Origin of the sequence: Haloferax namakaokahaiae (assembly GCF_042663225.1) — an archaeon.
Classification (GTDB): domain Archaea; phylum Halobacteriota; class Halobacteria; order Halobacteriales; family Haloferacaceae; genus Haloferax; species Haloferax namakaokahaiae.
Map to the genome: position 1 here is coordinate 355697 of NZ_JBHTAA010000005.1, position 13910 is coordinate 369606.

A 13910-nucleotide genomic window follows, 5' to 3' on the forward strand; every position below is an offset into this window, starting at 1 on the left:
CGCGTTCGCGCCACGACGGCCGATGCGGGAGTAAAGAGTTTTCTCCCCGCGATAAGGAGGTGATACCATGTCCAATCACCAGCACGACGTGGTCGTTGTCGGCGCGGGTACCTCCGGGTGCTACGCGGCGGCGACAATCGCCCGAGCGGGCTACGACGTAGTGGTCGTCGAACGAAAGCCCGCCGAAGAGGCCGGACACATCGCCTGTGGTGACGCGCTCAAGGGTGCGAACGCGTTCCCCGACGCCATCCCCAAGGAGCAAATCGAACCCGCGTTCACCAACACGAAGGTGGACCACGGCCGATTCGAGATTCCGAAAGAAGACACCGTACTCGACATTCCGGTCCCGGGCGAACTCGCCGTCATCGACCGCTGGGAGTACGGCAAACTCATCATCGAGGGTGCCGAGGACGCCGGTGCGGACTTCCACTACGACACCGTCGTCCAAGACGTGCTGCAGGACGACGACGGCACCGTCACGGGCCTGCGCGCCAAGCGCAAGGGCGACGTCGTCGAGTACGACGCCGACATCGTCATCGACGGCGCGGGGTCGCTCTCGCTCCTCCAAGACAAGGCCGACTTCTCGAACGCGACGTTCGACACCAACGTCTCTTACTCGCAGTTCTGTTCTGCCTACCGCGAAATCGTCGAAGTCGAAGCGCCGGTCGAGTGGGACGACGCGCTCGTCTTCAAACCGGCCTCCGTCGCCGCTGGCTACATCTGGTACTTCCCGCGGACGGAGACGACCATCAACGCCGGACTCGGCTTCCAGATGAACGAAGAGCCGATGAAACTCGTCGAAGACCTCAAACAGGACCTTCGAAACCGTCCCGAGTTCAAAGGTGCCGAAGTCAAGGATAAACTCGGTGCCGCCCTCCCGACGCGTCGTCCCTACGACTCGGCGACTGCTCCCGGTTACATGGCCGTCGGCGACGCCGCCGCGCACGTCAACCCCACGACTGGCGGCGGCATCGCGGGTGCCGCCTACGCGGGTGCCTACGCCGGCGAACAGTCCATCGTCGCCCTCGAAGAAGGCGACGTGAGCGAAGAGGTCCTGTGGCGCTACAACGAGCGCGTCATGGACCACTTCGGCGGGCGCTACGCCAGTCTCGACGTGTACAACATCCTCTCGACCGCGGTCGATGTGGACGACCTGATGGGTCTCATGGCGTCGCTCCCCGGCGAGAAACTCGCCGAAGCGCTGTACTCGGGCACCACGTCGTTCGGGCCGAGACTCCTCCTCCAGACGGCCGCATCGAGCTTCGGCTACTGGCGGCAGATTCTCGACTTCTACAAGACGAAGCAACTCGCCGACCAACTCATGGCCCACTACGACCGCTATCCCGGTCGCCCGAGCGCGCTCGCAGGCTGGCAGGACGAGCGCGACCGAATCATGGACGAGATTTACGAAGTCACTGGCGCGAAGCCGAAGTACTGACCGTCGCCCCGTTCTCGAACGCGACGTCTCTGAATTCGAATCGTGCACCGCCCGACTCCGCTTCTGTCGCCGTCGCCGTCCAGTCGTGAGCTTCGACCACGCCGGAGACGATTGCGAGTCCGAGTCCGGTCCCATTGGTGTCGGTCGTATAGCCCGACTCGAAGATGCGCTCGCGTTCGGCGTGCGGGATGCCGGGACCGTCGTCTTCGACGAAGAAGCCGTCGTCGAGCAGGCCGACGCGAACCTGGACGTCGGGACCGGCGTGGTCGAGCGCGTTGCGGAAGAGGTTCTCGAACACCGTCACGAGGCGCTCGCGGTCGGCCCGTAAGGTGGCGTCCGCTTCGACCGTCAAGGAGGCGGCGTCGAGTTTCGTGTTGGCGACCGCGTCCGCCGCGATGCGGGCGAGACCGACGGGTTCGGTCTCACCCACCGTCTCGCCGCTCCGCGAGAGGTGGAGCACGTCTTCGATGAGCGCCTCCATGCGCTCGTGGGCGTCCGCGACGGTTTCGAGGTGTTCCATGCCGTGACCGTCGCGCGCGAGTTCGAGACGAATCTGTGCGACGTTCAGCGGGTTTCGCAGGTCGTGGCTGACGACCGAGGCGAACTGGTCGAGGCGTTCGTTTCTGGCCGCGAGGTCGTCTTCGTAGGTCTGGCGGAGGTCCGCCCATCGGACCATGCCGACGGTCACCGAGAGGACGCCCACGAGGAGGGCGACGTCTTCGAACAGGATGGAAAAGGAGTCGGGTTGGACGAGGAGTTCGTCGAGGGCGTCGGTCGTCGCGTAGATGGCGACGAAGATGGTCCCGATGTAGAGCGGACGCCAGACGGTCGGGGTCTCGCGGACGACCGAGATGACGGCCGTTCCGCCGAGTGCGACGGGGATGAGGAGGAGTTCGACGGCGAACCGATAGTACGACCCATCTCCCGTGGAGAAGGCGATAAACTGCAGGCTGGCGAGTCCGAGGATGATACCGGTGGCGACGGCGACCGGTCGCACATCGAACTGGGGTGTCGATTCACCTCGGAGTAAACCCATCGCTGGCGGCTATGCGTGGGGGGAACAAATAAGCGCTGGCGGTTTCGCCGAGTGTTTCGGTCGAGCTAAGAGACGGAGAGTCGAACGAGCGGCGCTGTTAGGCCTGTTTTGCGGCGAGTTGCTCGATACTTCCCGCCATCACGTCGATTGCGATGCGGATGGTCTCTTCGTCCACGTCGAACGTTCGCGTGTGGTGGCCGCCGGGGTGGTCGGTGCCGACGCCGACGTAGGCCGCGAGACCGCCCTGTTCTTGGACGCGATTCATCAGGTACGTCGCGTCCTCGCTGCCGCCGAGTTCGTCGCTCCGGAGAATCGAGGTGACGCCCTCGACGCCCTCGCTCACCTCGCCGACGATGTCCATGAGCAGGTCGTCGCTCCGGGCGCTGGGTGCCTTTCCTTCGACCGATATCTCCACGTCGCAGTCGTACATCGCGGCCGCGGACTCGATGACGGTGTGTGCGCGTTCTTCCATGTACTGCATGAGTTCGGTCGTCGCGCCGCGGACCTCGCCCTCGATGAAAGACTCTTCGGCGATGATGTTCGTCGCCGTCCCGCCGCCCATCAGGCCGACGTTGACGCGAGTCGCGCCGTCGGAGTGCCGCGAGATACCGTAGAGGTTCTGAATCGCGGCCGCCGCGGCGAGGTTCGCGTTCTTTCCTTCTTCGGGCTTGGCACCCGCGTGGGCCGGTGCACCCGTGAACTCGGCGAGGAAGTGCGAAACCGCGAGAAACCCATCGACGCCGCAGACGATTTCGCCGGTCGGGTGGTCGAGTCCGACGTGCAGGGCGAGCAGGTAATCGACGTCGTCGAGGTGGCCGCTCTCGGCGACTGCCTTGCCGCCGGCGACTTGCTCCTCGCTCGGTTGGAAGAACACCTTGAACGTCCCCGAGAAGTCCGAGGCGATGACGGCGTCGAGGATGCCGAGACCGATGGTCGCGTGGGCGTCGTGACCGCAGGCGTGCATGAAGCCCTCGTTCTGAGACCGGAAGCCCTCACTCGTGGGGAGGTGGTCGTCCTCGTCGGATTCCGTGATTGGGAGGGCGTCGATATCGACCCGAAGGGCGATGGTCGGTCCCTCGCCGCGTTCGACGACGGCGAGCGCGCCCGTATAGCCACCCTTCAGTTGGTCGAGAACGTCTTCGCGGGCACCCGCCTCGCGTGCTCGCTCGAACCACGTCTCGATTTCGGCGTCGTCGGGGACGGCCATTCGCTCGTCTGTGTCCATGATTTCGGGACCGACGTAGAGACCGTCGAGGTCGCGCGTTTCGAGTTCGGAGACGATACGGGCGGTGGTGTAAAACTCTCTCCACGCTGGTTCTGGGTGCTCGTGGAGGTCCCGGCGGAACGCGATGAGGTCGTCCATCGTCGCTTGGTGACTCATATCTCGACTCTTTTCTGTGGGTGCTGATAAACACACCAGACTGGTTCGCTGACACTCCCTCGCGTTGTCACCGACGGCGACGATTCGTGCCGCTTTTATTTCCGAGTGTGAGTCTCACAGACGATGCCTGAAGAACCGGACATCGAGCTTTCGTTCCGCGGCGGGAGACTCGTCAGTGCGCTCCCGATTGCTATCTTCATCGGGTGGGCAATCTTCCAAAGCGGCGTCCTCGGAATCGGCGATACGACTGGTCTCGTCACGGGGATGCTGACAGGACTCATCGTGGGATTGCTGTTCGTCCGGGGAGACTGGAAGGACTACGCGGACGTGATTTTCGTCGGCATGACCCGCCGGGTCGCCGCGACAGCGGTGGTCGCGTGGCTCTGGGCGGGCATGTTCGCAGAGACGATTCAAGTCGGCGGCTTCGTCGATGGTCTCGTCTGGGCGGCGACCGCGCTGAACGTCGGCGCAGCCCTGTTCCCCGCCGTGACGTTCCTCTTGGCGGCGCTGCTTGCGACCGGTATCGGGACCGGTTACGGGACGGCAATCGCCTTCACGACGCTCGTCTTTCCCGCTGGGTTACTCCTCGGTGCGAACCCCGTACTACTGTTCGGCGCTATCCTCTCCGGGGCCGTCTTCGGAGACAACCTCGCACCCGTGAGTGACACGACAATCGTCTCCGCGGTCACGCAGAACGCCGACATCGGCGGGGTCGTCACCTCTCGCGTGAAGTATGCCGTCGTCGCGGCCGCGCTCGCCGTCGTCTCGTATCTCGTCGCAGGCTTCGGGATTCCCGGCGTCTGGAGCGGCATGCCCCACGCCAGCGTCTCGGGGCAGTTCGGCGCGACTGCATCGCCGTGGGGACTCGTCCACCTGCTCGACATCGCGGTGGTCATCGCCCTCGCGGTGAGCGGTCGCCACATCGTCGAATCCATCTCGTGGGGACTCATCCTCGCGGCCGTCCTCAACGTCGCACTCGGCGTCGCTGGACTGGTCGATGTCTCGCTCGGGAGTATGATTCTGTTCGAAGCACCGCAGACCGGACTCGCCCAAGCAGTCGCCTCGCTCCCGCTCCTCGGGTCGGTCGTCGAGACCGTCCCGATGGCCGAGGTGGGAGTCTCCGGGAGCATCTACGCCGGTGCGGCGGGCTTCTTCCCGCTCATCGTCCTGACGCTGCTCCTCGTTGCGGGCGCGGAAATCATGCGCGCCGGTGGCGGATTCGACGCGATTCAAGAACTCGTCATCGACCCGATTGCGACGACGGTTCGCCGTGCCGAAGTGACGATGGTCCTCGGGACGGCGCTCGTCAACGCGACGGTTACCATCAACACCGCCGCCGAAATCGCAATCGCACCGTACATCGCCAAAGTTGGAAAGCGATTCAACATCAACGGCTACCGCCGCGCCAACATCCTCGACGCCAACACCTCGGCGCTCGGATACATCTTCCCGTGGGGCGGCGGCCTACTCGCTGGCTTCGGCGCGATGCAGGGATTAGTCGGCGGCGAAGGGACGCCGTGGTTCACCGCCGAGATGCTCGTGAACCCCGCGTCGGTCTGGCCGTACGTCTTCCACGGGTGGTTCCTCGTGGCGGTGTTCCTCTTCGCCGCCTGGACCGGCTACGGCCGCGAGTACGTCTCTGACCGCGCGAGCGAGGAGGTGAGTCGCGTATGAGTTGGCTCGATTCGTTCCTCGCCGGGTGGACGTTCCGAACGTCCACGCCCGCATTCGAACCCGGTGAGGTCATCACCGCCTACGTGACCGACGCCGACGCCGAGGGAGGTATCGTCCGCATCGGCGACTCGAAAATTCGACTCCCGGACGCCGACGCCGAACTCGTCGAGTCGAAAGTCAGACTCGAAATCACGGCGTTCGACGCGTCCACCTACGAGGGAACCGGAACCGTCGTCGAGGTCATCGGTCCCGACCAGTAGGAACCGAGACGACGAACTCGCCGCTCGTTAGCGTTCGAGAGAAAGAGAGAAAATTCGCGTTCGTGGGCGACGTGCGCCCCCTTCCGAAGCTCAGTTACGACGGTGGCCGAGCGGTTTCTTCTGTTCGACTTCGACTTCGACGTGGACGCTGTCGGGGAACGCGCGCTGGGTGACGCTCCGCGCGACTTCGTCGGCACCGTGGATTTCCAGTCGGCGCGTGTAGACGGTGTAGTCCCACGCGGGGAACTCGTCGCCGGGCGAGAGCGACCGATACTGCGGGATGTTCAACCGTTTCGGTTGGTCCGCGTGCGGGCCGCGACACTCCGCGCCTTTCTTCTCGACGTGTTGCTTCAGGTCGCCGACGATTCGGTCGAGGACGGTCTTGTCACCGCTTTGGAAGGTGAGTTTTGTGACGAACGGCATGAGTGGGCACTATCGAATTTGTGGACGCTCCGACGGTAAAAACGCATCTACACGGGCCTCGCACGTGACCGACTGTCAGTCGGACGGGCGTCCGAACTGTGTGAATCCTGTACACCCTCCGATACGCTCTTAAAGGGTGGCACATTTATTCAGGGTAATGGCAGTCGAAGCGGTCAGCGCTGGAGCCATTCTCTTCCGCGACACCCGCGGCCGGAGGGAGTATTTACTCCTGAAGAGTCGTCCAGGGGACTGGGAGTTCCCGAAAGGCGGGGTCGAAGGGAACGAGGAGCTTCAGCAAACAGCAATCAGGGAAATCAAAGAAGAGGCCGGAATCGAAGAGTTCCGCCTCATCGACGGTTTCCGCGAAGACTATAGCTACGTCTTCGAAGCGAACGGCAAAACGATTCACAAGACGGTTCACCTGTTCATCGCCCACTCGTTCGAGGCGTCGGCGGAACTCTCCACGGAGCACCGCGACCTCCAGTGGCGCGACTACGAACAGGCCATCAACACCATCACCCAAGACGGGCCGCGCGACATCCTCGAACAGGCGCACACGTTCCTCGACGAGGTTGCCGCCCAAAGCGAAGGCCCGCACAAGTACGTCAGATAACGCGCTGACACCCTTGTTTTCACGAAAAGCGAGCGACGCGTCGGCGACCGAAACGTCTTGTGTCTCCCGGTCTGACTCACGCTCGTGACTGACGCCCGGGACCGCGACCCCGAGTTCACCTTCGAGCTACGGGTGTGTCGATGGGCGGAGCGAACGTGGCACCCCGACGGCCCGCGACCCGCGCTGGTCGCGCGCCAACTCGGGACGCGAAAGCGGCGCTGGGACACCGTCGTCGTCGAGGTTGACCCCCAGGCGTTCGCCGCCCGCCGCGACCTCTCGACTCGCGGTCTCGACTCCGACCTCCTGCGTGTCGTCCGTCACGCGCCCGAAGATTGGCAGTGGTATCGTGACGCGATTCCGCATCCCGGATTCCCGTGGCGACACGTCATCGCGGCGGTCCACCGCGCCGCCGGGAGGGACCTCGTCGAAACCCGCCGCGGCAAACGCAACCGCGTCGAATACCGACGAAAAGCACCGTACCCGAACTGGGTTCGTCGTATCGTCGCCATCGAGAACAAACCGAACCTCGACGCGAGCGCCGCGCGCGCACTCGGCGAGCAACTCAGCCACGACGTGTCCCGAAGCCTCGCCGACGAAGTGTGGGTGGCGACGGAGGCGACGGGTGACCGCGTCGAACCGGCGCTCCTCGAAGACATCCCCGTCGAAGTCGGCATCCTCTCGGTCGATTCGACAGACGAGGCGGAGGTGCTGTGGCATCCGAGCACGCTCTCACCCTCCGCCGACGACGCCCGGCGACGACTCGTGTTGGCCGAGCGCGCCTACGACAAGGGGTGGCGAAACTACGTCGAGACGATGCGTCCGGACTGTCGGCACTTCGAACTCTCGCGTCGCGGGCGGGCACTGCTCCCGTCCTGTGCGGCGAAGGCGTGTCACCAGAGCCAACGAGAGTGCGCCGGGTCGTGCGCGCAGTTCGAACCCGAACCACCCATCTGGCGGACCAAGGGCTGGCCTATCGAAGGCGGGCCGGGAAAAGGCCTTCAGCGATTGCTCGACGGTCGAACGGAACGAATTAGAGAGCGAATAGGAGAGCGTTAGACGACTTCCACATCGACTTCGTCGCGTTCGACGGCGAGTCGGAACGTCGGCACGGTTCGGTAGATGACTTCGATGACGCCCTTGCGGCGGAGACTCTGGAGTGCGCGTCGAACGTCGTCCACGTCGGGGTCGATGTCGAACTCCGCGCGGAGTTTGTTGAGGACGCTGACGACGCTCTCTGAGCGCTCGTCGGGACCGGCGACGATTTCGAAGACGCGCGCTTCCAACTGCGGGATGCGAATCACGCTCGGGACGGACTCCTCGTCGCCGTCGCTCTCGACGCCGGGTTCGACGCCGACGAGTTCGGCCGCTTCCGCGGTCGCGCGAATCAGGCTGTTGTCGTCGCGGTAGTAGTAGTCTTTCAGCTCGTTTTCGAGGTACTGGTGGACCTCGCTGCCGCTTTCGAGGTCCCATCGGTTTTGGAGCTCCTTGTTCTTCGTCGGCTGGAGGCGAACGATGTCGGCGAGTCGTTCTTGGGCCTCGTCGGAGAGGGTCATTATCGGAGCATTTGCCGGGCGGAATATAAGTTGTTCAGGACTCCGTTCCATTTCCGGTGAATGTTAATTATTAACTCCTCATCGCTCGTCGGTCTGCCCATGATCTGGGAGACGATTCGACTCGACTGGGACGGCGATATTGCGACGCTCACTATCGACCGACCCGACCGGATGAACTCGCTGAACACCGACACGCTCGACGCCATCGAGGAGGCGCTCGACGAGGCCGAAGCCGAGGGCGCGCGGGTCGTCGTCCTCACCGGCGCTGGCGATAAGGCGTTCATCGCCGGGGCGGACATCAGTTACATGAAAGACATCGACACGCCCGCCGCACAGGAGTACGCAGAACAGGGCCACCGCATCGCCCGCCGGTTGGAGACGTTCCCCGCGCCGACGATTGCGGCCATCAACGGCTACTGTTTCGGCGGCGGCATGGAGTTCTCGCTCGCCTGTGACCTCCGTGTCGCCTCCGAGCGCGCGCTCATGGGCCAGACCGAAATCGACCTCGGCATCATGCCCGGGTGGGGCGGGAGCGTCCGACTGCCCGCACTCGTCGGCGACGAACTCGCTCGGCGACTCATCTTCTTCGGCGAACGCATCGACGCCAGCGACGCCCACGAGTACGGTATCGTCGGCGAAGTCGTCGCCCACGACCAACTCGAATCGCACGTCGCCGAACTCGCCGCGGACCTCGCCTCGAAGCCTCGACACGCGCTCCACGCCGCGAAAGACGCCATCAACATGTCGCACGACGCACCGCGCGATGCCGCACTCGACTTCGAAGCCCGCGTCTGGAGTGGTCTGTTCGGCACGCACGACCAGCGAGAAGGGATGGACGCGTTCGTCGAAAAGCGCGACGCCGAGTTCGAATAACGTCAGGAGTCGGTGAGTTCGGCCATCGTCGCTTCGAGGTGGCGAACCGAGTCGGCGATTTCTGCGACGACCTGTAGTTGTCGTTCGTTCGCCGAGACGGCCGCGTCGGTCTCTGCTTTCACCGACTCGGACATCGCCGAGGCGCTATCGACCATGCTGGCGACCTCTTCGGTTCGGACCGCCTGGTCGTCGGTCGCCGCCGCGATATCGTCCATTCCGGTCGCAGCGTCTCGGATCGTCTGTGCGATTCGTCGCTGGTTCTCGACCAGCGTCTCGATTTTATCCGCGCCGTCGCGCACGTCCTCGGTCAGCGATTCGATACCCGTGACGGTCTTCGTGGCGTCTTCGCGCGTCTCGCCGAGGAGTTCTTCGATGCGCTCGGATTCGGACTGCACCTCGTTGGCGAGCGACTTCACTTCGTCCGCGACGACGGCGAATCCCGCGCCAGCGTCTCCAGCGCGGGCCGCCTCGATGTTCGCGTTGAGCGCGAGGATGTTCGTCTGGTCGGCGATTTCGTTGATGACTTCGATGATGTCGTCGATTTCCTCGATACGTTCGGCGAGCGTTCGGGTTCGCTCTGCGACTTCCGACCCGCCCTCGGCGACGTCGTCCATCGTCTCGGCTGCCGCCTCGCCGTCCTCGCGCGAGGATTCGGCGAGCGCTCGCGCCTCCGTGCTCTTCGTGCTGACTTCGTCCGCACTCGCCGCAATCTCTTCGACCGTCGCCGAGAGCGAGCCGACTTCTCCCGAGACTTCGTCCATCGCGTCGGCCTGTTCGACGGCGACGCTGCGCGCTTCGGTGACGCTCTCTGCAACGTCGTCCGCGGAGTCGATTGCCTGCTCTGTCGCCTTCGAAATCTCCTCGGAGACTTGCTCTTGGACCGCCGCCATCGCACGATTTTGTTCGACCATGTCAGTCACGATTGGCGTGGCCTCGAATGCACCGACGACCTCTCCATCGGGGGCGTACAGTGGCATTCCCATCGCACGACACCAAATCGTCCCGTCCGGGAGTTCGACTGCCCGAAAGGTGTCTTCACGGACGGATTGTTCGGTTCGGGCGATTTTCGTCGCAAGAATCTCGTCTTTGCCCTCCGTTCCGATGACGTCGATGCCGCGTTTCCCGATATCCGAATCTTCGAGCCCGTAGTTTCTCTTCATCTCGGCGTTGAGATGCGTCAGTATGCCGTTGGAATCTACGACCAGCGTCGGTTCTGGAATCTCTTCGACGACCTGTTCGAACAACCCGCGCCAAAAGTCGCGCTCGGATTCGAGACGTTCTGTCTCGGTGAGTGTCCCGCTGGGTTGCCAGGACAATCCATTCTTGGTCGATTGTTGGTGCATGACTATCCGTGTGCTTCCGTATCACGTGTAATAAACACTACACGCCATCTATCACATTCGATACTGAGTTTCGAACCGGAGTAAATCGTGCTATCACGGGTCCTGCTACGGCTAAATAGGATTAAGTATAATAAACAATCATGCGAGATTCCATCAAACTCAGTCGCGTCGAATCCGCATTTGAAGACCTCTCGTACCCCGTTTCTCGAAATCAGGCGGCGACGAAGTTCGACGATGTGACCGTGCTCATGGCCGACGGCAGTGCGAACCTCGGAAGCCTCATTCGCAACTGTGTTTCCGACGAGTTCGACGGGCCGACCGACCTCTACTACGAACTCAACAACGCGATGCCAATCGAGGCGGTCGGCGAACCGGGCCAGTCCGAGGGCGACGCCTGACCGGACTCGGTCGGTCCCTCGATTCCACCTTTTTATTCTGGGCGCAACCCAGACGCTTAAGTGCAGAGAGCGGCAGGACGTACTATCATGGAGTTTTGCGACGAATGTGGGTCACTCATGACACCCCAAGACGGTGTCTGGGTCTGTGCGAACGGCCACGAGAAGGCCCGAAACAGTGAAAAAGAAAAGAGCATGGTCACGACGCAAGGCCAAGAACACAGTGACGTCGTGGACATGTCCGACGTCGATGGGTCCGAAATCGGCCCGACGACGAAAGCAATCTGCCCGAAGTGCGAACACGACGTCGCGCGCTACGAGATGAAGCAAATCCGCTCTGCCGACGAATCCGAGACCCGATTTTTCACCTGCGTCGAGTGCGGTCACAAGTGGCGCGAGGACGACCACTAACCGCCTCGTATTTTTCCCGTTTCCGCCCGTACCGGAGCCATGGCCGACGCGCCACGCGCTCCGCAACTGCCACCGCTGGAGGGGTGGGTGCAGGTGGACGACTCGACGGACACACCGTTCGAACTCGGCCCCGTCTCCGTCGTCGCCCGAACCATCGTCGTCGAGGACGCGTCGATTCGTGAGACGTTTCCGACCCTCGCTGATGGTCCCTGGCGGTTCGTCTTCGCCAGCAGACTCGCCGTCAGCCCGCGGACACCGCCGTCGAAGGCGCTCACGGGACTCGTCGCTCGCGGCGCGAAATCGGGATTCGAATCCCAGTTAGCGGAGCGTGGGTTTTCGAATATTCGGCAGACTGGGACCCGCCCACTCAGAATCGGGAGCGTCGATGCCGAGGTCACACAGTACGAGGCGTCCGTCTCGCTCGCGGGCGTTCGACTCGCCGCGAGTGCGATGTTCGCGGTGCGACCCGCCGGCGAACAGTTCCTACTCACCGGCGGGGCGTACCCTCGTGCCGTACTCGCTGACGACGATGTACGGAGCGAGATAGTGGATACGACGGCACTGCGCGATGCAATCGACCCAGAAACGTTCCGCAGGGAGTTGCTTCGAGCGATTCGAGAGACGACCTGACTACTCGTTGCGGGCGAAGACGAGGTAGCCAGTGTGTCCGACGCCGGCCGTCGATGGGCGCGACCCTCGTTCGCCGAAGTCCATCTGACGCTGAATCGTCTCGAACGTCTCAACGTCTGAGAGACCCGCTTCGCGTGCGGCCTCGACCGTCGCGCGCGTCCCCTCGACGAACGGAGAGTAGACTGCGACGTAGCCGCCCGTCTTGAGCAGGTTGGGGGCGTGAGCGACCACTTCCGGCGCGTTCTCGGTGTCGAGCGTAATCGCGTCGAACTGCGTCTCCGAGAGGTCATCGAGTTCGTCGGTGATGTCACCGGTCCGGACATCGACCAACTCCTCGACGCCCGCGAGTCGCATGTTCTCGCGTGCCACCTCGGCGAAGTCGGCGTTGCGCTCGAACGTCGTCACCTCGACGTCGAGACGGCCGAGGTAGGCCGAGAGCACACCCGTGCCGGTTCCAGCGTCGAGGACACGCTCGCCGGCGGCGATGCCGGTGTGACCGACGATGAGACCGATATCGCGCGGCATCATCGGCGCGCCCGTCCGCTCGAAGTGATTGAACAGGTCCGGGCCGCGCGGTTCGCGGACGAGGAACGGCTCGCCGATGTGCGTTTCGAGGGTCTGGCCGGGTTCGACGTCCTCCGGGACGGTCAGCATCCCGAGGTCCGTGTGGAGTTCCTCACCCGGCGCTCGAAGGTACTCCCGGTCGCCGTGTACGAGGAGTATCACTCCAGACGCGAGATTGCCGCGGCGAGGTCGCCGTCTTCGGCTTCGAGCGCTTCGCGTGCGTCGTCTTCGGGAACGCCAGCACGCTGTGCGACGATTGCGACGTCGTCCGCCGGGATGGCGGACGCGGCCGAGTCGCCCTCGTCCTCATCGTCACCGGCACCGAGTTCGCGCGACTCGGGTTCGCCGACGATTTGGTACGTCATCTGGCCCTGCGCGTCCATGCGCGTGACCTGCGCGTCCGAGAAGACGAGTTCCTCGTCGGCCGTCTTGATGACGACCTCTTCGGCATCGAGTTCCGTCACGTCGATGCCCATCTGCTTCATCATCTGCTTCATCTTGCGCGGATTCATTCCGCCGCCTCCAAACATACCAGAAGCGTCGGGGTCGGCTCTCAAAAGCGTGGCGAACACGGCCTGCACTCTCCGCGCGAGCGATCCGGACTACTCGACCCGGTAGCTAACCGCCAGTCCGTTGCCCAGCGGGAGGACGAGCGTCTCGAACCGCGGGTCCGCACGGACCGCATCGAGGTACGCCGCGATGCCGTGGGTGTCCTGATTCGTTCCGTCGAGCGCCGACGCGACGCCCGCTTCTCGGTCGGCGAGCGCGCCGAAATCGAGCGGGCCGCGCATCACGTTGTCGGCGATGACGACGCCACCGACCGCGACTCGGTCGCGCACGAGGTCGAACGCCTCGGCGTAGCGATGCTTCTGGTGGTCGAACAGCACGAGGTCGAACTCGCCTTCGGTCTCTTCGAACAGTTCGAGCGCGTCACCTTCGAGGAACGTGGTTCGGTCGGTGAGACCGACGCGCTCGAAGTACTCGCGGGCCATCTCCAACTCCGTGGCGTCGTGCTCGGTCAAGAAGAGTTCGGCATCTTCGCGCATGCCCTTGGCGAACCACGTCGCGGAGTAGCCGAATCCCGACCCGAACTCGAACAGACGCTCTGCCTCGACCAGTTGGGCGACAAGTCGCAGAAAGCCGCCCGCTTCAGGTCCGATGATGGGAAAACCGTGTTCGGCCGCGTACGCCGCCATCTCGGCTTGCACCTCGTCGTGTTCCGGTGCGGTGGCCGTGAGGAACCGACGCGTGTCGTCTGTGAGTATCTCCATGTGAGACGAGGGACGGCCGAGAGAATAAAACCCGCCGCGGAGCGT

The 13910-nt window shown here is 63.7% G+C and carries 17 protein-coding genes; 9 read left to right on the top strand and 8 right to left on the bottom strand.

Annotated features, from left to right (window positions below):
• Nucleotides 1-67: 67 nt before the first annotated feature.
• Nucleotides 68-1438: a geranylgeranyl reductase family protein gene (locus ACFQJC_RS09255; protein WP_390223041.1), complete on the top strand. Its 1371-nt coding sequence runs from the start codon at nucleotides 68-70 to the stop codon at nucleotides 1436-1438.
• Here ACFQJC_RS09255 and ACFQJC_RS09260 read toward each other — a convergent pair.
• Together ACFQJC_RS09260 and ACFQJC_RS09265 are read right to left on the bottom strand one after the other, a co-directional pair.
• The gene (locus ACFQJC_RS09260) at nucleotides 1413-2474 is read right to left on the bottom strand and encodes a sensor histidine kinase (protein ID WP_390223042.1); all 1062 of its coding nucleotides are present in this window, start codon (nucleotides 2472-2474) and stop codon (nucleotides 1413-1415) included. The genes ACFQJC_RS09255 and ACFQJC_RS09260 overlap by 26 nt on opposite strands.
• Before the next feature lie 97 nt (nucleotides 2475-2571).
• Nucleotides 2572-3855, bottom strand: coding sequence for an amidohydrolase (locus tag ACFQJC_RS09265; protein ID WP_390223043.1), 1284 nt, complete (start codon nucleotides 3853-3855; stop codon nucleotides 2572-2574).
• Between the two features lie 123 nt (nucleotides 3856-3978).
• Between ACFQJC_RS09265 and ACFQJC_RS09270 the strand changes: the two genes are divergently transcribed.
• Nucleotides 3979-5529, top strand: a complete 1551-nt coding sequence (locus ACFQJC_RS09270; RefSeq protein ID WP_390223044.1) for a Na+/H+ antiporter NhaC family protein — start codon at nucleotides 3979-3981, stop codon at nucleotides 5527-5529.
• Entirely contained in the window at nucleotides 5526-5789 is a 264-nt protein-coding gene (locus tag ACFQJC_RS09275; protein ID WP_390223045.1) for a DUF7513 family protein, read from the top strand. Before ACFQJC_RS09270 ends, ACFQJC_RS09275 begins: the two co-directional genes overlap by 4 nt.
• 90 nt (nucleotides 5790-5879) lie before the next feature.
• Here the strand turns inward: ACFQJC_RS09275 and ACFQJC_RS09280 are convergent, their stop codons facing one another.
• Entirely contained in the window at nucleotides 5880-6212 is a 333-nt protein-coding gene (locus tag ACFQJC_RS09280; protein WP_390223046.1) for an uS10/mL48 family ribosomal protein, read from the bottom strand.
• Between the two features lie 157 nt (nucleotides 6213-6369).
• Between ACFQJC_RS09280 and ACFQJC_RS09285 the strand changes: the two genes are divergently transcribed.
• Nucleotides 6370-6825 carry a bis(5'-nucleosyl)-tetraphosphatase gene (locus tag ACFQJC_RS09285; RefSeq protein WP_390223047.1) on the top strand — a complete coding sequence of 152 codons (456 nt, stop codon included), beginning with the start codon at nucleotides 6370-6372 and terminating at the stop codon, nucleotides 6823-6825.
• 84 nt (nucleotides 6826-6909) lie between these two features.
• Nucleotides 6910-7881 (top strand): DUF5787 family protein, encoded by a 972-nt coding sequence (locus ACFQJC_RS09290; RefSeq protein WP_390223048.1) that lies wholly within the window; start codon nucleotides 6910-6912, stop codon nucleotides 7879-7881.
• Here the strand turns inward: ACFQJC_RS09290 and ACFQJC_RS09295 are convergent.
• Nucleotides 7878-8378 (bottom strand): DUF5797 family protein, encoded by a 501-nt coding sequence (locus ACFQJC_RS09295; protein ID WP_390223049.1) that lies wholly within the window; start codon nucleotides 8376-8378, stop codon nucleotides 7878-7880. The two genes, ACFQJC_RS09290 and ACFQJC_RS09295, sit on opposite strands and share 4 nt — an antisense overlap.
• Before the next feature lie 99 nt (nucleotides 8379-8477).
• On the opposite strand from ACFQJC_RS09295, the gene ACFQJC_RS09300 reads away from it, so the two are divergent.
• A complete protein-coding gene (locus ACFQJC_RS09300) occupies nucleotides 8478-9251 on the top strand; it encodes an enoyl-CoA hydratase/isomerase family protein (protein ID WP_390225576.1) in 774 nt (257 codons plus the stop codon).
• A 2-nt stretch (nucleotides 9252-9253) separates the two neighbouring features.
• Here ACFQJC_RS09300 and ACFQJC_RS09305 read toward each other — a convergent pair whose 3' ends face one another.
• Nucleotides 9254-10567, bottom strand: a complete 1314-nt coding sequence (locus ACFQJC_RS09305; RefSeq protein WP_390223050.1) for a methyl-accepting chemotaxis protein — start codon at nucleotides 10565-10567, stop codon at nucleotides 9254-9256.
• A gap of 167 nt (nucleotides 10568-10734) precedes the next feature.
• Between ACFQJC_RS09305 and ACFQJC_RS09310 the strand changes: the two genes are divergently transcribed.
• The 3 genes from ACFQJC_RS09310 to ACFQJC_RS09320 all read left to right on the top strand — a co-directional run bounded on the left by ACFQJC_RS09310 (nucleotide 10735) and on the right by ACFQJC_RS09320 (nucleotide 12030).
• Complete coding sequence (locus ACFQJC_RS09310; RefSeq protein WP_390223051.1) at nucleotides 10735-10992, top strand: DUF5789 family protein; 258 nt, start codon at nucleotides 10735-10737, stop codon at nucleotides 10990-10992.
• A gap of 87 nt (nucleotides 10993-11079) precedes the next feature.
• Nucleotides 11080-11400, top strand: a complete 321-nt coding sequence (locus tag ACFQJC_RS09315; protein ID WP_390223052.1) for a transcription factor S — start codon at nucleotides 11080-11082, stop codon at nucleotides 11398-11400.
• Nucleotides 11401-11439: 39 nt separating this feature from the next.
• Nucleotides 11440-12030, top strand: a complete 591-nt coding sequence (locus ACFQJC_RS09320) for a DUF6517 family protein (protein ID WP_390223053.1) — start codon at nucleotides 11440-11442, stop codon at nucleotides 12028-12030.
• Here ACFQJC_RS09320 and ACFQJC_RS09325 read toward each other — a convergent pair whose 3' ends face one another.
• From ACFQJC_RS09325 to ACFQJC_RS09335, 3 genes are all read right to left on the bottom strand, one after another.
• A complete protein-coding gene (locus ACFQJC_RS09325; protein WP_390223054.1) occupies nucleotides 12031-12756 on the bottom strand; it encodes a methyltransferase domain-containing protein in 726 nt (241 codons plus the stop codon).
• Nucleotides 12753-13124: a nascent polypeptide-associated complex protein gene (locus tag ACFQJC_RS09330; protein ID WP_390223055.1), complete on the bottom strand. Its 372-nt coding sequence runs from the start codon at nucleotides 13122-13124 to the stop codon at nucleotides 12753-12755. Before ACFQJC_RS09330 ends, ACFQJC_RS09325 begins: the two co-directional genes overlap by 4 nt.
• A gap of 72 nt (nucleotides 13125-13196) precedes the next feature.
• Nucleotides 13197-13865, bottom strand: coding sequence for an O-methyltransferase (locus ACFQJC_RS09335; protein ID WP_390223056.1), 669 nt, complete (start codon nucleotides 13863-13865; stop codon nucleotides 13197-13199).
• Nucleotides 13866-13910: the final 45 nt, after the last annotated feature.

Coding starts and splice junctions, on each gene's coding strand:
- ACFQJC_RS09280 (WP_390223046.1), bottom strand. CDS start 6,212: ATGCCGTTCGTCACAAAACTCACCTTCCAAAGCGGTGACAAGACCGTC.
- ACFQJC_RS09270 (WP_390223044.1), top strand. CDS start 3,979: ATGCCTGAAGAACCGGACATCGAGCTTTCGTTCCGCGGCGGGAGACTC.
- ACFQJC_RS09255 (WP_390223041.1), top strand. CDS start 68: ATGTCCAATCACCAGCACGACGTGGTCGTTGTCGGCGCGGGTACCTCC.
- ACFQJC_RS09275 (WP_390223045.1), top strand. CDS start 5,526: ATGAGTTGGCTCGATTCGTTCCTCGCCGGGTGGACGTTCCGAACGTCC.
- ACFQJC_RS09310 (WP_390223051.1), top strand. CDS start 10,735: ATGCGAGATTCCATCAAACTCAGTCGCGTCGAATCCGCATTTGAAGAC.
- ACFQJC_RS09300 (WP_390225576.1), top strand. CDS start 8,478: ATGATCTGGGAGACGATTCGACTCGACTGGGACGGCGATATTGCGACG.
- ACFQJC_RS09260 (WP_390223042.1), bottom strand. CDS start 2,474: ATGGGTTTACTCCGAGGTGAATCGACACCCCAGTTCGATGTGCGACCG.
- ACFQJC_RS09285 (WP_390223047.1), top strand. CDS start 6,370: ATGGCAGTCGAAGCGGTCAGCGCTGGAGCCATTCTCTTCCGCGACACC.
- ACFQJC_RS09330 (WP_390223055.1), bottom strand. CDS start 13,124: ATGTTTGGAGGCGGCGGAATGAATCCGCGCAAGATGAAGCAGATGATG.
- ACFQJC_RS09295 (WP_390223049.1), bottom strand. CDS start 8,378: ATGACCCTCTCCGACGAGGCCCAAGAACGACTCGCCGACATCGTTCGC.
- ACFQJC_RS09320 (WP_390223053.1), top strand. CDS start 11,440: ATGGCCGACGCGCCACGCGCTCCGCAACTGCCACCGCTGGAGGGGTGG.
- ACFQJC_RS09265 (WP_390223043.1), bottom strand. CDS start 3,855: ATGAGTCACCAAGCGACGATGGACGACCTCATCGCGTTCCGCCGGGAC.
- ACFQJC_RS09315 (WP_390223052.1), top strand. CDS start 11,080: ATGGAGTTTTGCGACGAATGTGGGTCACTCATGACACCCCAAGACGGT.
- ACFQJC_RS09335 (WP_390223056.1), bottom strand. CDS start 13,865: ATGGAGATACTCACAGACGACACGCGTCGGTTCCTCACGGCCACCGCA.